This is a genomic window from Ensifer sp. Root31, from assembly GCF_001424825.1.
GTDB classification, from domain to species: Bacteria; Pseudomonadota; Alphaproteobacteria; order Rhizobiales; family Rhizobiaceae; genus Ensifer; species Ensifer canadensis.
On sequence record NZ_LMCO01000032.1, the window covers coordinates 14397 to 32201 of the forward strand.

The 17805-nt window shown below is 61.6% G+C and carries 12 protein-coding genes; 5 read left to right on the top strand and 7 right to left on the bottom strand.

Annotated features, from left to right (window positions below):
- Positions 1-115: 115 nt before the first annotated feature.
- The 4 genes from ASD00_RS24260 (at position 116) to ASD00_RS24275 (ending at position 8864) form a co-directional block, all read left to right on the top strand.
- Positions 116-6985 (top strand): autotransporter outer membrane beta-barrel domain-containing protein, encoded by a 6870-nt coding sequence (locus ASD00_RS24260; protein WP_057209605.1) that lies wholly within the window; start codon positions 116-118, stop codon positions 6983-6985.
- 169 nt (positions 6986-7154) lie between these two features.
- Entirely contained in the window at positions 7155-7559 is a 405-nt protein-coding gene (locus ASD00_RS24265) for an invasion associated locus B family protein (protein ID WP_082523715.1), read from the top strand.
- Between the two features lie 87 nt (positions 7560-7646).
- Positions 7647-8090, top strand: a complete 444-nt coding sequence (locus ASD00_RS24270; RefSeq protein WP_146160953.1) for a hypothetical protein — start codon at positions 7647-7649, stop codon at positions 8088-8090.
- A gap of 321 nt (positions 8091-8411) precedes the next feature.
- Positions 8412-8864, top strand: coding sequence for a DUF2721 domain-containing protein (locus ASD00_RS24275; RefSeq protein WP_057209609.1), 453 nt, complete (start codon positions 8412-8414; stop codon positions 8862-8864).
- Between the two features lie 36 nt (positions 8865-8900).
- Here the strand turns inward: ASD00_RS24275 and ASD00_RS24280 are convergent, their stop codons facing one another.
- From ASD00_RS24280 to ASD00_RS24300, 4 genes are all read right to left on the bottom strand, one after another.
- The gene (locus ASD00_RS24280; protein WP_057209611.1) at positions 8901-9677 is read right to left on the bottom strand and encodes an ATP-dependent Clp protease proteolytic subunit; all 777 of its coding nucleotides are present in this window, start codon (positions 9675-9677) and stop codon (positions 8901-8903) included.
- Positions 9664-10971, bottom strand: coding sequence for a hypothetical protein (locus tag ASD00_RS24285; protein ID WP_057209613.1), 1308 nt, complete (start codon positions 10969-10971; stop codon positions 9664-9666). Before ASD00_RS24285 ends, ASD00_RS24280 begins: the two co-directional genes overlap by 14 nt.
- Positions 10972-11331: 360 nt before the next feature.
- A complete protein-coding gene (locus ASD00_RS24295; RefSeq protein ID WP_063963344.1) occupies positions 11332-12378 on the bottom strand; it encodes a PAS domain-containing sensor histidine kinase in 1047 nt (348 codons plus the stop codon).
- A 475-nt stretch (positions 12379-12853) separates the two neighbouring features.
- A complete protein-coding gene (locus ASD00_RS24300; protein ID WP_057209617.1) occupies positions 12854-13747 on the bottom strand; it encodes an NmrA/HSCARG family protein in 894 nt (297 codons plus the stop codon).
- A 92-nt stretch (positions 13748-13839) separates the two neighbouring features.
- Between ASD00_RS24300 and ASD00_RS24305 the strand changes: the two genes are divergently transcribed.
- Positions 13840-14250, top strand: a complete 411-nt coding sequence (locus ASD00_RS24305; RefSeq protein ID WP_057209619.1) for a helix-turn-helix domain-containing protein — start codon at positions 13840-13842, stop codon at positions 14248-14250.
- A 306-nt stretch (positions 14251-14556) separates the two neighbouring features.
- Here the strand turns inward: ASD00_RS24305 and ASD00_RS24310 are convergent, their stop codons facing one another.
- From ASD00_RS24310 to ASD00_RS24320, 3 genes are read right to left on the bottom strand one after another with little or no spacing between them, the layout of a single operon-like run.
- The gene (locus tag ASD00_RS24310; RefSeq protein ID WP_057209622.1) at positions 14557-15864 is read right to left on the bottom strand and encodes an NtaA/DmoA family FMN-dependent monooxygenase; all 1308 of its coding nucleotides are present in this window, start codon (positions 15862-15864) and stop codon (positions 14557-14559) included.
- A 15-nt stretch (positions 15865-15879) separates the two neighbouring features.
- Positions 15880-16530 carry an NAD(P)-dependent oxidoreductase gene (locus ASD00_RS24315; RefSeq protein ID WP_057209624.1) on the bottom strand — a complete coding sequence of 217 codons (651 nt, stop codon included), beginning with the start codon at positions 16528-16530 and terminating at the stop codon, positions 15880-15882.
- Between the two features lie 19 nt (positions 16531-16549).
- A complete protein-coding gene (locus ASD00_RS24320; protein ID WP_057209628.1) occupies positions 16550-17800 on the bottom strand; it encodes an NAD(P)/FAD-dependent oxidoreductase in 1251 nt (416 codons plus the stop codon).
- Between the last annotated feature and the right edge of the window lie 5 nt (positions 17801-17805).

Genomic DNA, 17805 nt, shown 5'->3' on the forward strand with positions numbered 1-17805 from the left:
CTTGCCGTTTTGGTTGAAGGAAGTCGCGTCGAGGATTTCGCGCAGATTGCGCATGCGACGAAGCTTGTCTCAAGGTCGGCAGGTCTTGTTCGCTTCACTTTTGGGGGCTCATCGCATGAAGCATGTCGCACGCACCGGTAAGACCCGGCAAGGATCGTCGCACCCTTCATCCAGGCGCAGCGACCAGGCTGCAGTCCTGTCCGACCGAAACGCATCGCGTTTAGTAATAATGTTGGCCTTGGGTCTCGGCGGCGCGGCCGTGGCCGACAATGCGTACGCGGGCTGCACCGGCTCCGCGACCCAGTCAATCGGCCAGGTCGACTATGGATATACGTGGTCCGCCTGCTGGGGCGACAGTGGTGTCGATCACAACGATGAGAAGGACGGTGACCCAGGAGCGAATATAACGATCAACACCCAAGCCTCGTACACGGCCGGCGCAAGCCTCCCTTACACAGTGCCGTGGGAATCCGTCGGCGGCGTCATCATGACCTATACAATGGGTGGCGCCGGCGTCGACGAGGGAAGCGCCGGTGCCGGGGGGGCCGTGACGATCACCAGTTACGGCCCCATAACCCTCACGAGCTCGACAGATCCAGGCTCGATCGGCAGCTTGATTTCGGCAACGAGCTTCGGCGGCGACGGGGATGGGGATAACGACAACTACAAATCCAGCGGCGGGGCCGGGGGGGCGGGAGGCGCGATAACGATCACCAACTACGGGGCGCTGACCGTAGAATCGCTCAACTCGAATACGGCCAGAGGTATGACCGGCATCTTTGCCGTGAGCAAGGGCGGCAGCGGCGGCGAACAGAATAGCGGTGCGGCGGGCGACCAAGTGGGTGGCAACGGCGGCAGCGGCGGTACCATCAAAATCTCTAACACCGGACAGGTGAATCTCGGCAGTGGGACAAACCCGCTGAGCGGACTGGACTATGTCTGGGGCCTTGCCGCCGAGTCCACCGGCCAGGCAGGCGGCCACGATAACGGTGCGGGCGGCGCGGGCGGCTTCATCGATATCGAAATCGGTTCCTCCGGCAATACATCCGCCGGCGCGATCGGCATCTACGCGAACGACGCCGACAGCGTGCGCGGCATCTATGCGCTGAGCCAGGGCAGCAACGGCACAGCTTCGCAAGACAGCTCCGATGAAGGCGGCACCGGGGGCGGCGGCTCGGTCATAAATGTCGACACGTATGCCGACATGAAAATCGTCGCGACCGGCAAGGTGAATGACCTGTCAGGTGGCGTCGTTGCCGTTACCCAGGGTGGCGAAGGCGGCGACGGCTGGAGCTCAAACGTCGCGGGCGCCGGTGGCGAGGGCGGCAGGCCAGAAAGTGGAATAGCGGCGACGACCGTGACGGTCCATTCAGGCACCATTTCGACCCAAGGCGACTATCTTGGTGGCGTGATCGCATTGAGCCAGGGTGGCCGCGGTGGCGACGGCCAGGCCGGCGAGAAGGACAGCTCCGGCGGCCGCGGCGGAAGCGGTGGGCAAATCCAGTTGAACCTGTCCGGCGGTAGCGTTGAGACGCAGGGCAGCTACGCCTATGGCTTGCTGGGCCAGAGCATTGGCGGCCAAGGTGGCAATGGCGGCGACGACACCGCCGTTGTCGGCACGAGCGGCGGGGGCGGCTATGGCGGCAATGCCGGCAGCGTAGGCGTCTTTTCGAGCGGGGCTTCGAAGATCACGACGACTGGAGATTACTCGGCCGCCATTACTCTGCATTCCATCGGCGGCGGTGGCGGCACCGGCGGCAACTTCACCGACGTGCTCGGGGGTGGCGCGGGCAATGGCGGCAATGGTGGCAGTGGAAACACGGCTATCGTCAACAACAACGCGGCGATCGCCACCTCGGGCGGGCATTCCTATGGCATCCTGGTGCAGTCGATCGGCGGCAGCGGCGGCACTGGCGGCATCGCCGACGGGCTGACGCTCGAGCTGGGTGGCAATGGGGGCGACGGCGGGCAGGCCGAAACGGCCAGTGTCCAGAATTCCGGCGCGATCACCACCTCCGGCTATTCGGCGCACGGCATCATTGCGCAGTCGATCAGCGGCGGCGGCGGCGCCGCCGGTATGGCGGGCGGCATCCTGTCGATCGGCGGTTCCGGCGGTAGCGGCAACTATGCCAGCACTGCCGAGGTCCAGAGCTCGGGCGCCATCAGTACGGCCGGCGACGCAGCGATCGGCATCATGGCACAGTCGATCGGCGGCGGCGGTGGTTCGGGCGGCGGTGCGAAGGGCATCGCGACCGTCGGAGGTTCGGGCGGGGCTGGCGGCTCCGGCAGCCATGCAAACGTATTGCTGACTGGCGGTTCGGTCACCACGCAGGGTGAGATGTCGCATGCGATCATGGCGCAATCGGTCGGCGGCGGCGGCGGCAATGGCGGCAATGTGATCGACCTGTCAGTCGGTGTTCCGGCACTAGGTGTCGGCGGCACCGCCTCGGGGGGTGGTAGCGGCGGATGGGTCTGCGTCACCAATGAAAATTCCGGCGGCGATTGTTCTACAGGCTCTGGAACGCAGGCAGTTGCCATCGCGACAGAAGGCTCCGGTGCGCTCGGCATACTCGCGCAGTCGATCGGCGGCGGCGGCGGTAATGGAGGCAACGCCACGGGCGGCGATGCCGGGCTCGGCAGCTTCCAGATCGGCGGCGGCGGCGGTGGCGGCGGCTACGCAAACACCGTGACCGTCGGCTTCCAGGGACTGAACCTGACGACCCAGGGCTCGCACGCGGCGGGCATCGTGGCGCAGTCGATCGGCGGCGGCGGCGGTACGGGCGGTTCCGCCAGTTCCTATTCCGCAGGTATCGGCTTCACGGCGTCGGTGGCTGTCGGCGGCACCGGTGGTTCCGGCGGCGCCGGCGGCGAGGTCTCTATTGACCTGACCGACAGCATTATCAAGACCGGGCAGGGCGGCGGCGGTGTGACCGACGCGATCGGCGTGCTCGCTCAGTCGATTGGCGGCGGTGGCGGCAGCGGCGGCTCCTCGGTTGCCGACGCGCTCACCGTGGCGGTGCCGACCGGCGAAGACGTCTCCCTGGCGATGAGCGTCTCCACGGCCGTCGGCGGCAGCGGCGGATCGGGCGGGACTGCTGAGGAAGTGTCGCTGACGCTGGACGGCAGCTCCGCGGTCTCCACGAAAGGTGCTTCGTCGCATGGCCTTGTGGCGCAATCGATCGGCGGCGGCGGCGGCAATGGCGGCAGTGCGTCGTCGATGGCCGCGACCGTCGGCACGGTGGACACCGTCAGCGCCGACATCGGTGTCTCGGTCGGCGGCTCCGGCGGCAGCGGCGGCAATGGCGGTATCGTCAAGGTCGATCTCAACGACAGCGCCTCCGTGACGACAGCCGGCGATTATGCCAATGCGATCGTGGTGCAGTCGATCGGCGGCGGCGGCGGCAATGGGGGCGTCGGCAGCGTCAACAGCAAGCAGATCGGTAGCGGCTTCAACCTGGCGGCAAATGTAGGGGTCGGCGGCTCCGGCAGCGGCGGCGCCAGCGGCGGAAACACGACCGTGGACCTCGAGAGCGGCACCAGCTTGCAGACCAGCGGGTCCGGTGCTCGCGGTGTGCTCATCCAGTCGATCGGTGGCGGCGGCGGTACTTCGCAAGGTGTTAGCGTCGGGCTGTCGGCCAGCGCCGACCTGCCCGGCGGCGAGGAAGCCGAAGATTCCGAAGGGGGTAGCGGTGCTTTCTCCGCATCTGTCGGCGTTTCCGTTGGCCGGACTGGCGGCAGTGGCGGGACGGCGGGCACGGCCACCGTCACCACCAGGGGTAAAATCAATACCTCTGGCGCAGATGCGGACGGGGTGCTCGCGCAGTCGATCGGCGGTGGCGGCGGGCTAGGAGGCTCGGTGGGGCAGGCTACTTCTGACGATTCCGAGCCGCTCGACGACGCGGGTGACAGCGAATGCGCCAGCGAAGACGGCAATGGATATGGCTACTGCTTCAACGTCAGTGTGGGCGCTACCATTGACGACGGTGGAAGTGGCGGCACGGCCGCCAATGGCAACACAGTCACGCTGACGCATGGCGGCCACATTGCCACCATGGGCGACTGGGCAGACGGCATCGTCGCCCAATCGATCGGCGGCGGTGGCGGTGCCGGTGGCACATCCACCGCATCCGGCAGCCAGGCGACGGCCAACATCACCGTGGGTGTTGGCGGGAGCGGCGGTGCGGGCGGTAATGGCGGCTCGGTCGACATCACCTTCGACAGCGACCACGGCACCGCCGGCATCAGTACCGCTGGATATAGCGCCTACGGTGTGCTGCTGCAGTCGATCGGCGGCGGCGGCGGCCAGGGCGGCGATGGGTCCGACAAGGCGGCAGGCAAGATCACCGTTGGCGGCGGTTTCGGCGGCAGCGGCGGCGCCGGCGGCAGCGGGGGCAAAATTACGGTCGGTGCGGGAAGCTGGCTCGCCCTCCAGACCAACGGCGACGATTCGATAGGCCTCCTGGCCCAATCGATTGGCGGCGGCGGTGGTGTCGGCGGCGCCGGAAGCACCAAGGCGGCCGAAGAGGATAACAGCCATGCGATCGATCTTGTTGTGGGCGGCAGCGGTGGCGTCGGTGGCAGCGGCGGCGAAATCGACCTGAACTATGGCGGCGGCGTAGACACCTATGGCGATCGGGCCCATGGCATTGTCGCGCAGTCGATCGGCGGCGGTGGCGGCATCGGCGGCGCCGGCGAGGCCGACAGCATCGGCTCGCTCGTGGTCGGTGGCTCGGGCGGTGGAACAATAAACGGCGGCGCCGTCACGGTCGATCTGACCAACGGCAGCACGATTCATACGCGAGGTCTGGCCGCCCATGGCCTCGTGGCCCAGTCGATCGGCGGCGGTGGTGGTATTGGAGGCACCGCCTCGGGTGCTCCGCTCTCCTCCAAGGGCAACAGTCCCGGCAGCACCGGTGACGGCGACGATGTCTCCGTGTCTGTTGACGGCAACATTACCACGTCGGGCGACTACGCCTACGGCATCCTGGCCCAGTCGATCGGCGGCGGCGGCGGTTTCGGTGGCAACGCGACTAGTGCTTTCATCGGCTCCAACGGCAATCTCTCGTCGGCCGGCAAAAGCGGCGATGTGACGGTCACCCTCGATGCTGGCAGGGCTATCCAGGCGACCGGCAAAGACTCGATCGGCATATTCGCGCAGAGCGATGCAGGGACGGACAACAACGGCAAGATCAATGTGACCGTCAATGGTTCCGTCACCGGCGGCTCCGACAACGGCGCCGGCGTCTGGGTTTCGGCCGGGAAATACAACATGGTGACCGTCAATTCCGGAGGCAGCGTCTCTGCTGCTTCAGGCCTTGCCGTTAACTATACCGTCGGCAGAAGCTCGCCCGCCGGCAGCACCCTGACCGTGCTTAACTCCGGCACGATCAGCGGCAGCGTGAGAGGGGATCTCGTCGACAGCAAAGTCGTCTCCAACGACGACGACAACGTGCCGATGGCCCGTTTCGGCAGCGGCATGGCCGTCTCCGTGATCAATGAGGCCGGTGGCCTGCTGACGGATGCGGAGATTTATGAGGCTGACGTGATGAATCATGGCAGGCTGATGATCGGTCATTCCGGCGGCATCGACGCCACCAGAATCACTGGCGACCTCACGCAGGACGCGGGTGGCATACTGGAGCTCACCGCCGACTTCGCTGGCTCGCGCATGGATCGGTTGACCATCGACGGTGACGCTACGCTGGACGGCAAGTTCGCGGTGAACGCCATCAGCGTCCTGCCCGACATCAGTCTGCCGTTCCTCACCGTCGGAGGCACCCTCGACCATTCGCTGAGTGCCCAGTCGGCAATCTTCGACTATGCCATCACCCAGGCAGGAAACGAGCTGTCGGTTTCGGCGGAGTCGGCCCACTTCGCCGAGCCCGGCGTCGCGCTAAACGACGGCCAGGACAGCGTCGCAGGTCACCTGCAGGAAATCTGGGATGCCGGCGGTGGCTCCTATGGCACGCTGTTCGGCACGCTCGGCTCTCTCGCCGACGGCGATGCGGGCAGCTATGGAGCAGCTCTGTCGGACATGTCGCCCGGTGTCTCCGGTGCGGCTGCGTCCGGGAGCATCGCCATGACGCAGCAGCACCTCGACCTGTTGCTGAGCTGCCCCATGTTTGCCGCGGGCACCTCGTTCCTGACGGAGACGGAGTGTGGTTGGGCTCAGGCCGGCGCACAGACGCTCGACCAGAAGACCAGTGCCAGCGTGTCGGGCTTCGACACCACGACCTATGCCCTGCAAGCCGGCGCCCAGGTCGAGGTGTCGCCGAACTGGTTCGTCGGCTTGGCTGGCGGCTATGACCGCAGTTCCATCAGCGGCGACGACGGCCGGGTCAACGCCAACGGCGACATCCTCTACGGCGGCGTTTCCCTGAAGCACCAGAGCGGCCCCTGGTTACTGTCGGGTGCCGTTGCCGGCAGCTACGGTTGGTACGACAATACGCGCACGATCCGGATTCCTGATTTCGCCAGCCAGGCCGAAGGCGACCCAGAGGTTTACAATGTCAGCACCCGCGTGCGCGCAGCCTATACCTTCGCGCAGGATCCTTACTATGTGCGGCCTCTGGTGGACTTTGACCTGATTTATTCGCATGCCAATGGCTATCGCGAGTCGGGAGCCGGCGCCCTCGACCTCCTGGTCGATGATGTCGGCCAATGGAGCCTCCACGCCACTCCGGCCATTGAACTCGGTACGCGTGTTGACGTTAACGAGACAACGGTCATGCGGGCATTCGCGGCCGCCGGAGTGAGCTTCAGCAGCGCCGATAGCTGGGATACGTCTGCACGGCTGGCCAACGCGCCCGCCGGGATAGGCACGTTCGGCAGTGAGGTGCCGCTGGCCGCCGTGGTGGGGCGGCTGACCGCTGGCGTTGATCTGGCGAGCGACAACGGCTTCAGTTTGCGCTTGAACTACCAAGGCTCGTTTTCCGACACCTACACGAGCCACGGCGGCGCGTTGCGCCTCAGTTATAAGTTCTGAGAGGAGACAGGGGGCCTTGAGACAGTGCTTATCACCGAGGTTCCGGTCGAACCGGACAATCTTCGCTACCGTCTGCCTGCTGGTCCTGGCCATTGGTCAAACGTTCGCACAAGAGCACGCCACGCTCCCGGGCGGTGCGTCCTCTCTGCAGGAAACCTACGCGGACTGGATGGTTAGCTGCGTCCAGAGGAAGAACAGGCATTGTCTTCTCATGCAGCAACAGACACAGCAGAACGGACAGCGGCTTTTGGCCATCGAGATGGCAGCCGGTGGCGATGGGAAGACTGCGACGGGTACACTTGTTCTGCCCTTCGGGCTCGCACTTGATGCCGGCGTATCGCTTCAGGTCGATGAGAAGTCTTCGGAGGCACCTGTGCGTTTTAGCACCTGCGTCCCCGCCGGATGCGTTGTGCCGCTTAGCTTCGACGGCGCAGCCGTTGCCGAGCTGCGGACTGGAGCGGTGCTCAAGATGATGGCCAAGGCTGCCAAGACCAACGAACCTATCTCGTTGTCGGCTTCCCTGAAAGGCTTTTCCGCTGCCTTCGATCGGGTGACAGCCCTGATGATGAAATGACACCTGGGGTGCGTCGTCGGCGCGAACCGTCTTGCTCCATCTTGTTACAGCTTGCTTCCAATCGTCCGGCGGATAATGATGTGCACGTTGAACAAATTCATTACCAAAACCATCAAATGGTTTCTCATTGTTTTCGGTTTGGCGACCTGTGGGACACTGCCGTTCGCGCTCGACATCAAACTCATCACACCGATGCTCGGTGGACTTGTCGATTTCACCCCTTCCAGCGTACCGGCTCTGCGACACTGGGGCATCATGATCTTCGGAATTGGCGCACTGATGGTGGTCGCGGGGTTCCGTCCGTGGTTACGATTTGAGACCATGGTGTTCAGCACCTTCGAGAAGGCATTTATGGTCTATCTGTATTTAACCAATCTCGGGGAGCCTTGGATAGCAGGTTATTTTGCTGCCTTCCTTGTCGATTTCACCATCGTCGCATATGGCGTGCTGTACTTCATCAGCGCCGAGGGCCGGCCCAGCCGCTGGACCGTGAGGAGATTGGTCTGCCCCCTGAAAAGTGGTCCTTCTTGAAGTATGGCTTATAAGCCGCAGAAGGACATTCAAACCGCGGCGAAAAGACGCGAGGCGGAAATCACGAAGCATTGTCAGACATGCACTGTTCTTGTGAGGCGGCATTGACCGCCAGCATCAAACCGCTCGCCCTCAAATATAGCCGATATGGCTTTCGCCGCATCAAGGCGAATGCTGCGCCAGGCAGCTGGATTGTGAACTTCAAGCTCAAGGTCCCGGCGGGTCTACTATCAGCTTTATGATGGGCGTTCCGCCGTGACTACATCTACCGCTGTCCAAAGCTTGATGCATCGCAGTTCAATTTGTTTCTGAGAGGTACGCATGCACCCACCACCTATCGTTACAGACCATGCCTCTGTCATACAAACATCCCTTGCGCCGGTGTTTTTGTTGGCTGGTACCGCAGGCTTTGTCAGTATCTACACCACCCGCCTCGGGAGAGTTTCGGACCGGCTGAACGAAGTCGCGGATAGGGGTAAGCAAAGCAAGTTGTTTCGCATGCAGCTCGCGTATTTGCGGCGAAGGGCACTTGCTCTGGAGGTCGCGGTCGTGCTTGGGGTGATGGCCGGCATTTGCACGGGCTGCGCAATCCTTAATCTACTTGCTGGCGCTCTTGCCCTCGGACTGCGCCAAGAAAATCTCTTTTGGTTGTTTGGTGGTGCCATCGTCTCGCTCACCGGATCGCTTGTCGCATTCTTGTTTGAATTGCTCACCGCCGGACGGAACTTGTTGCGGCAAATACGAATGGACCAAGTTCCAATGGAGCAAGACTGACCACGGATCTCCTTCGGCCGGGCTGACCCAGTTCGGTTACTTTTTCTTCATCGCGCCCGAGAGGCCCGTTGTCAGCTTGAAATCGATCATCTCCTGTGCCGAAACATACTGAAGTTTGTCGGGCGGAGTTTCGAGAGCTTTGATCCATAGTCCGGCGTCGATCCCCATTTCTTCGAGATGCCGTGTGATCCGCGCTGTGGTTAATTGGGTGGACGACATCGCCTGATCTGCCGTTGTCCGATCAGTGCTGGCATTGGACAACTGATGCACGCCGACGACCGCTTCCGGTTCGGCCAATCGTCGCACGCCGCCGGCAAAGACAATCGGGCAGGAGGACGCGCAAAGAGCCCCTGACGCCACACGGGTATCAAGTCCCTTCTCACGGATCAGCTTGGAAATTGCCAATGCATCGTCAACCGATCCCCCTGGGGAATTGAGAGACACCGTTTTCACGTATTCGCCGCGCTGTTCAATTTCGCGGACGAACCGCTCGCCCGCGCCAATGTCGAATGTGCCTTCAGCGAGTAGAACTCCATCACGCTGGAGTTCCAGCTTCATGGGCTGGCGCAACACTTCATGTGAGCTTAGCAGTTCAACCGGCGGACCATCGCGTCCGGTCCCGCCTGGAGCCGGGAGAAGGATTGGCCAACGAGCCGGATCAATGATTGGTTCCTCGGCATTCCGTTCCCATAGAGAACGCATATCGATCACGAGGAATATCGCTGTGGCCGCTAACAGACTGAAGAACGTCCCGCGCATCCAGACGCCGTCATCGACCCGCGCCAGTATTTTGAGCCCTTCATCGATCCTCATGAGACCGGTCCTTTGCGCGCCCCCGCGGGTCGAGGTTGGTGATGTTGGCGGTGTCCTCAACCTTGCAATCAGCGTCCGCGAACTCCACCACTTTTTCAAGATCAACGCCGTTTGGGCTTATCGCGCGCTGGACTTCCAGCGCCATCAGAAGTTCGGCGGCCGTTATGCGTTCAGCGAACGGCATCGCCTCCTCCTGTTTGCGGATCGCGCCATGTACGACTGCCAGGATGAAGACCAGTACCCCGGGAAGAAGGTCGATAGAAATGGCACCGGCCCAAGCCGGTATGAAATCGGACGCGTAACGCAAGACTGCCTCCGCAGAAGATAACGGGACAAACCGGCGTTCCTGGACGTTTGCCCGGGAAAGGATTTCATCGGCCGATTCCGACAGTACTTTCGACTGCGCAGCTACAGAGGCGCGCACTGTTTCCATCACCCGGTCTTGGCGGTTGACAAGATCGGCGTCTCCGCCATCGGCGATCGGTGCGATGAAGCCCAGGGACAGATCATCGGCGGCGCGGCGGATGGAAGGAGCAATCGACGTTTGCCCGAGAGACGCTATGACGCCCGTGAGCGCGACCACTTCAGAGGAGAACTGGTCAGCGCGCGGTTCGATTGCGCCGGGCGCGGAAACAAGCGTGCGCATGGTTTCGAGCCGCTTCTGCCCGTCATCGAACAACGCTGTCACCTGCTCACGGGAGGCATTGATGCCGTTCTCGAGTTCCTTCATCTGTGCGGACATTTGCGACAAAAGCTGCACGACGCTTCCGGATCCGGTCGTGCCTGTGAGCGCTCCCGACTGACGCTCCGATGCGGCAAGCTGCGAAAACCGCTCGGACGCACGCTGGATATCGGGCAGCAGGCTTTGAGCGGCTAGAGCGTTCTGATGCGCCTGATCGAGGTCCGCAGTGTAGCCCTCCACCGTTTCGGCAAGGTGCTGTTCCAATGCCGCCGAGCCGGCGAGCGCCGCTGCGTTGAGCCAGCTCGACATGGCCATAATCATGGCAGCACCCATGGCCATGACGCCAAGCATCGCGGCTCTACCCGTATGCGTGGTCACGTGCGGATAGAAGCGGGCCATGTAAGACCAGAACGCGTAGATTCCGACCGAAACCGACGCTGAATAAATGATAGCCGCAAAGAAGACCGCCGTTGCCGATCCATCGAGGATGCTGCGCACACCGAGATATGTGTAAACGCCGGACGCAAGCGCAAGCACCGCAACCGCGAAACGCGTCATCGTTTCAACGGCAGCGACCCCCTCATGCAGTCGCTGGGATGCGCCGGTAGCCATGAGCAGGATCTCCGAGAAAGGAAACTATTCCTTAACAAGGGATGATGAACGAGGCGGAATCAAGGCCCACCGTCCGCAGCGCCCGTTCCGTTCCCTCTCAAAAGAATGAGAAGAATGTCGAAGCGCCATTTTGGATCCGGAACCTTGTGGACGCTGATGGCGTCTACACGGAGGCGCGCCAGCTTCAATTGTTGAAGACTTTTGCCCGCGCATGCAGTTTAACGGTGTTTCGGTCCTCGAACAGGATCGATGATGTGGCGCTGTAGTGCTGACCCGAGATAACGAGCTTTGCGCTTGGAAGGGTTTCGACTGGCAACGACGGGTCGGCGACCCAGCGCTGGCGATCCACGAGGATATTGTTTACGCGTTCTCAGCGCCCAACAATGATCCAGTCAACTGAAAATGGAGACCTTCGGGATTATACGAGGACTTCGCTTCCCCAAAAAAATACGTGGCAACGATCTTGTTCGCGAGTATCGAGCCAAACCCGGTTCTCTGCGGCGCGCATACTCTAGGTCCGCCAGCCTCGCGCCAGGTAAAAAAGAACCCTTTATCCCCGTCGGTCGACCAGACGACTTCGACGTGACCTTCATCGGTAGAAAGCGAACCGTACTTCACCGCATTCGTCGCTAGCTCGTAGATTGCCAGTGAAATGCCTGTGGCTTGCTGTGCTGACAGCTGAAGGTCTGGACCAGACATGGTTATTCGATCCGGACGGTCGATGTGCGGAGCGATGGCTTGTGAAATCACCTCGGCGATCTGCGCGCCGTCCTCTTCTGATAAGAGGTCCTGCGCCTTGACCAGAGTGCTGATCCGGCTGGTGATGGTTTCTCGCGCGTGATCAAGGCTGTTGGCATTTCTCAAAGATGCACTGACCACCGCGTTCACGATGGCCATCGTATTCTTAACGCGGTGCAGCAACTCCCGGCGCAGGACGAGTTCAGTCTCTCTTGCGCGCACAGTAGCCGTTGTCTCTGTAACCGTGTCGATCAGACCAGCGATTTTCCCATCATCATCGCGAAGCGGCGCGTAGCAGAACGTGAAAAAAGCTAATTCGTCGAAGCCATCACGATTGATCGTCAGCGGGTAATTCTCGATGTACGTCGCTTCCCCGGCATAAGCCTTTTCTGCAATCGGCCCTATACGGTCCCAAGCTTCCGACCACACGTCCGCGAACGACCTGCCGAGAGCGGGCGGTTTCGCACCGAGGATCGGTAGGAATGCGTCGTTGTGAATCGTGGTGAAGTCAGGACCCCAGACGATCGCCTGGGGGAACTCAGAGCCGAGGATCATTTCGACGATTGTTCTGAGGGAAACTGGCCATTCGCGGATGGGGCCGAGTGGGGTTAGCGACCAATCGTGTTGTCTGATCGCTCTGCCCATTCTGGTATCGCCCCATGCATCCATTCGGATTCCCCTCAGTCCCGGCAAGGAATTTTCGCTTGGCTAGTTGCGCCACCTTTTCATGACGACGATAGCGGTCGTCAACGCCAGCATCGAAATTGCTCCCAAACAACCATTCCTTGGGTCGCAAGCCATAGATAAGCGCGCCCTAGGTTTGATGCCAGGGATTTCTTGCCCGTTTATCATGGCAGCTTCCGCCGAAGCGTCGGGAGCGTGTCGTCGATCGCCACCGGCATCTCGACCGGGCGACGTGCATCGAACTCGGCTTGCGCCGTAGCCGCAGACGATTGGGACGCGCGGCCTCGTCAAGGCCGCAACTGCTAGCATCCGCCGCGACTGCGACACGCCGACGCGTTCGGCGGCTTATATGCCGGCTTTCGGCCACGCGGCAGCTCGGCGTGTCAGAGCGATCAGGAACAGCGAGTGTTGGTGGTTTCCTGCTCGCGCGCTATTAGACCCCGTGTGAATAAAGCCGGAGTCACGCCAGCGTGTTGGTTGTCCTCAAGGCTTCATCGAGTGCCCTGCGTCCGTTCCCGGCAAGCCAAGACCGGAAAGAGAGTAGCTCCGGGTTGATCTCACGCATGGCGTTCAGATCGACACGTTCTGCAAGCGGGCCATCCTCCAAGCTCTTCGCCATGTGCGCGAGGTCCGCATTCGCCGCGAGAACGTCATCGGAAAAGCGTGCGTAGGCGATTGGACGACCGGCGCCTTCGGTAAGGGCGGCTTCAAGCTCGTGCCCGGTCACGCGGTCGCTTGCGATCTTCAAAGTCATGCCGCCGAAGCGGGTCTTGTCGGCAAACACCGCAGCAACGAATTTGCCGATGTCCTCCACCGCGGTAAGCTGGATTGAATGATCCGGTCTGATCAGGGATACCAACCGTCCTTCATCCAAACCGAAACCAGGTCGTACGAGCATCTCCATGAAGATCATCGGCCGGATGATGGTCGTGGTGATGCGGAGTTCTCGAACGTGCGCTTCGATGCGAGGCTTGGCATCGAAACGCGCGACACCTGTCAGTTCATCCCCAACGCTAGCGCCTGAAGAATAAACGAGATGGTCGACACCGATTTCGGCTGCCAGATCAGCAATTGAGATACCGTAGCGGACTTCGTCTTCTGCCGCTAAGTTGGCCGGCAGTACGCTGAAAACACCATAGGTGTCTTTCATAGCTGCGCGGATCACGTCCGTGTCTTCGAAGGCGCCCTGCACAATATCGACGCCTGCAATCCCCAGCTCTAAAGACGCGGCATCAGTGGAATTCAAAACGAGCGCGCGAACAGGCCATTCCGCCTTCAATAAGGCTTTGGCAACAGATCCTCCCTGCCGTCCGGTGGCGCCGAAAACAAAAATTGGCTGTTTGCCATTGGTCATTGAAAACCCTCGTGTTGAACAACAAGGGTCATCGATATATACGAATGGAAAACCGCTGGAAGACGGCACATTTTTCAGCGTCAGGCACAAGGATGATACCCTTGAACAAACAACTCCATGCCGATGCGCTGCAAGGATCAGAGGGTAATCGGCTGTTCAGACCTATCCCGGCAAACGGGGTGTGCACGCTGCTGGGCGACAAATGGACTGTTCAAGTCCTTTGGCGCCTTTCGCTCGCGAAGGAGCATCGGCTCCGCTTCTCAGCCCTTAAGAAAGAGGTTGATGGCGTCACCCAGCGGATGTTGACGCTTACACTGCGCAATCTGGAGCGTAACGGCCTCGTTGTGCGCCATTATTTTCCCGAAGTGCCGCCGCGTGTCGAATATGAGCTGACCGAGATGGGCGGCGGGGCTTTGCGCGCCCTTGAAGGGTTCAACTTTTGGGTCCGTGATAATCTGCACACCATCCAGGAATACCGTCGCGCTTACGACGATGCCACGTAGTTAACCCAAGCGTCGTTTTCTACTCGACGACTGCGGGACCACCGGTAGTGCCTCCCGCAAGATCCGCTTTTGGGCAATTTTGCCTCACTGTCGGTGCCGGCTATCTCATTAAACTCTGTGCTTGGTCGGAAATCAGCCGGCATGCGTATCGGCTGCGTTGCGAAAACATTATAGCTGGTCGAAGTTATAACGTTATAACTCTCCCGCTGGCATCAGCCGCGGTCGATCTTTGCAAGAGTCTGCGCTCGGTCGAGAACGCATGTGAAACTCGGTACTCGTTCATCGTTCGTGTTCTGTCGAGCGCTTTTATTCGGGGTAGGGGAGGCCATAACGCTCGCGGACCGTTCGCTCTTCATAACGAGTGCGGTAGACGCCGCGATCCTGCAGGATGGGCACGACCTTGTCGATGAACTCCTCGATATCGTCAGGCGCGCGTGGTGGCTGCAATGTATAGCCATCCACGGTTCCGTCAGCCCAAAGATCAATGATGGCTTCGGAGACCTCCTCCGGCGTGCCGAGCAGCAGACCGTGATGGCCCTCCGAGCGGCGCACGACTTGTCTTGCCGTAAGCTTCTCGTGTTTCAGCAGGTCCGAGAGCCCGAGGCCCATGCCCACCGCCTGAAGCCGGTTGGGATCGGGGACGAAGCGTTCGGCATCGAGAACGGCATCCGGGTCAAAGCCGTCAGGATTGATACCGTTCTCCTTGGCAAACCTCGCGATCAGCCCGTCTTCAGAGCCGGCGCCGCTGAACAGTTCATGCTTGCGCAACGCCTCCTTTCTTGTCTCACCGAGGATGACCACGAGCCCGGGCACGATGCGGATGCCGGCCGGATCACGGCCAAGGGCGGCAGCGCGACCTCTGACTTTCGCGCCGAATGCCCGGCCGGCGGCGCGGGAGAGGATATTGCAGTAGATAATTTCGCCATGGCGCGCGGCGAGATCAATCCCGCCCTCCGATGCCCCTGCCTGCGCGATTACCGGGTGACCCTGAGGGCCGCGCGGCACATTGAGCGGTCCCCTGACGCTGAAATGGTCGCCTTCGTGGTCGATCGCCTGGGCGCTTGCCGCGTCCCAGAACCGATCGTCGGGGACGCTGCCCTCGCGGGCAGGATCCCAGCTTGCCCAGAGTTTCTTGGCGACATCGAGAAACTCGGAAGCCTTGGCGTAGCGCTCGTTGCGCGGTGGCAGGGGTGCCGAGCCGAAATTGGCGGCGACATTCGGGTTAAAGGACGAGACGATGTTGATGATCAGCCGGCCGCCGGAAGTGATATCCGTCGACTGGGTGCGGCGAGCCAGATTGTAGGGTGAGTTGTAGGTGGACGACATCGTCGCCACGAAGCCGATGTCGGGCACCTGTGCCGCCAGGGCCGTACAAAGGATCAGCGGGTCGATCGTGTGGAACGGCCGGCTGTTCGGGTCGGTCATCATCGCCGGATGGTCGGAGAAGAACACGGCGTCGAACAGCCCCCTGTGCGCGAGCTCGGTCAGGCGGCGGTAATAGTCCGGATCGTAGATGTCGTGACGGTCGCCAGTGCGGTATTTCCAGGCGGCCGGCAAATAGCCTGTCGTGTTGATGCCGACATTGAGGTTGAGCTTGCGCGTCTTGCGGGACATGCCAATCACTGTCCTTCAATAGGCTGCGGTGAAACGGCGGCGGATGAACTGTCCTTGGTCCAGCTCATCGAGAATGGCGATGGCGAAGTCGGCCTCCGAAATGCGACTTTCGCCCGCTTCGTCGCGCAACAGCCAGTCTTCGCCAAGCCTGTAGGTGCCGGTTCTCTCGCAGGCCTTGATCGAAAGCGGCGGAGAGACATAGGTCCAGTCGAGATCGTGTTCGCCGCGCTTCAAGCTGCGCAGGATCTCGCGGTTGCGCAACGTATGGGCTTTGTGTTCGACGGGATAAAAGTCGCTGTCGACAACGTCGACACCGGGGCTCGCCTCCAGGCTGCCCACGCCGCCGACGATGATGATGCGGCGGACGCCCGCTTGCTTCACGCCGACAAATAGCGCCGCGTGGGCATCTCGGATCAGTTCCGCGGCCTCTTCTGCGGAATGACGGCGCAAACCTGGGCTATAGGCACTGATGACGGCATCGTGTCCTTTGACGATGCTTGCGACCGCGATCGCGTCGGCGATATCGGCCTTGCGCAGGGTGAGGCGCTCTTCGGGTTCGATGTCGGTAGACCGGGTGACGGCTGTCACACGACGGCCACGCGACAGCGCCTCCCTGCGGATATTGCTGCCGATGTTTCCGGAGGCGCCGAAGACGACGATGGACATGATCAGAACTTTCCTGGGATTAGAGTGCGGGCACCGACTTTAGCGGCCGGTTTGCCCCGACATTGCGTTGCATGGCTGAGAGCGAGGAGCGGACGGCCTCGTAGCCGTGTTCCCGCATAGCGTTCTCATAGTCATGAACGGCTGCGATCAGCGGCTTGCCATGGCGCCGCGCAGCGACCAGCTCGCGAACCAGCAGACCGGTGTCGTAGAGCGCGGTGTTGCCGCCGAGAGCGCGGAAATAGGTCATCGCGTGGATCGCATCGCCGAGCAGCGTGACCGGGCCGGGTTGCCATTTCGCGCCGGGCGTCGAGCTTTTGACCTTGAGGAAGGCGACCGTCGACGGATCGCTGTGGAGGATGAGCTTCAGGATGCGCTCGTCCCAATGGCCGATACGTTGAAGTAGCGCTTGCAGCAGGCCGGCGCCATCGAGCGTTTCAAGGAGTTCGTCCGGTCCCAGTTCGTCCGTATCGTAAGCGGTGTTCCACCAGGTGTAGCTGGTGGTGTTGTTGAAATGGAAACCGGGGATGTTGCGATGATCGGGGTCTTCGGCGCCAATGAAATCGTGCCGGGCATAGGCGGCTGGATCGACCCGGTGGCTGGTGATCATCAGGCCACGGCCGTCGCTCGGGCGGATATTGGTGTTGAACTCGGTAAGAAGCGGTGAGATGCCATGGTTTGCAGCCGCTTTAAGGCTGATCTTGCCCGCCAGGCGCCGCACGCCGGTATCGATGCTCTTCAGATCCGGCAGCAGTTGGCGGCGAACGGCCGACCCCGCACCGTCGGCACCGACCAGAAGGTTGGCGCGGACAGTCGAGCCGTCAGCAAAACGCGCGATAACCGTGCCGTCTGGGAGCGGTTCATAGCGCTCGAAGCGTTTGCCCGTATGGAACCTACCCTTCAGCCCGGAAAGAAGGATCTGCCGCAGCGTGATCCTGCTCACAGACTTTTCGATATGCGTGTCCTCGGTCTCCCGACTTTCGAGCCCGGCATTATCGAGACGCTCGAAGCCCTCGTCGAGGATCAGGTTCTCGGTCGGGGCAAACCCGAGCGTGTCCAGAAAGACCTGGAAGAGATGCGTCGGCAGATTGGCCTGAAGTGCGTCGATGCCACGCTGGCGGATACGCATGCGAAAGCCTTGCACGTAGTCGGCCCGGCCCGGATCGCGTTCGAACACGGCGGCATCGATGCCGTTCTTCTTCAGACCCTGGGCCAGCGCAAGGCCGCCTGGGCCCCCGCCAATAATGGCGATGTCAACAAAAGAGATGCTCATGACTG

What these genes read in the sequence shown, in the direction of transcription:
- ASD00_RS24280 (WP_057209611.1), bottom strand. Translation starts at nt 9,677, where the DNA reads ATGAGGATCGATGAAGGGCTCAAAATACTGGCGCGGGTCGATGACGGC.
- ASD00_RS24295 (WP_063963344.1), bottom strand. Translation starts at nt 12,378, where the DNA reads ATGGATGCATGGGGCGATACCAGAATGGGCAGAGCGATCAGACAACAC.
- ASD00_RS24265 (WP_082523715.1), top strand. Translation starts at nt 7,155, where the DNA reads ATGGTTAGCTGCGTCCAGAGGAAGAACAGGCATTGTCTTCTCATGCAG.
- ASD00_RS24315 (WP_057209624.1), bottom strand. Translation starts at nt 16,530, where the DNA reads ATGTCCATCGTCGTCTTCGGCGCCTCCGGAAACATCGGCAGCAATATC.
- ASD00_RS24260 (WP_057209605.1), top strand. Translation starts at nt 116, where the DNA reads ATGAAGCATGTCGCACGCACCGGTAAGACCCGGCAAGGATCGTCGCAC.
- ASD00_RS24310 (WP_057209622.1), bottom strand. Translation starts at nt 15,864, where the DNA reads ATGTCCCGCAAGACGCGCAAGCTCAACCTCAATGTCGGCATCAACACG.
- ASD00_RS24285 (WP_057209613.1), bottom strand. Translation starts at nt 10,971, where the DNA reads ATGGCTACCGGCGCATCCCAGCGACTGCATGAGGGGGTCGCTGCCGTT.
- ASD00_RS24300 (WP_057209617.1), bottom strand. Translation starts at nt 13,747, where the DNA reads ATGACCAATGGCAAACAGCCAATTTTTGTTTTCGGCGCCACCGGACGG.
- ASD00_RS24320 (WP_057209628.1), bottom strand. Translation starts at nt 17,800, where the DNA reads ATGAGCATCTCTTTTGTTGACATCGCCATTATTGGCGGGGGCCCAGGC.
- ASD00_RS24305 (WP_057209619.1), top strand. Translation starts at nt 13,840, where the DNA reads ATGATACCCTTGAACAAACAACTCCATGCCGATGCGCTGCAAGGATCA.
- ASD00_RS24275 (WP_057209609.1), top strand. Translation starts at nt 8,412, where the DNA reads ATGCACCCACCACCTATCGTTACAGACCATGCCTCTGTCATACAAACA.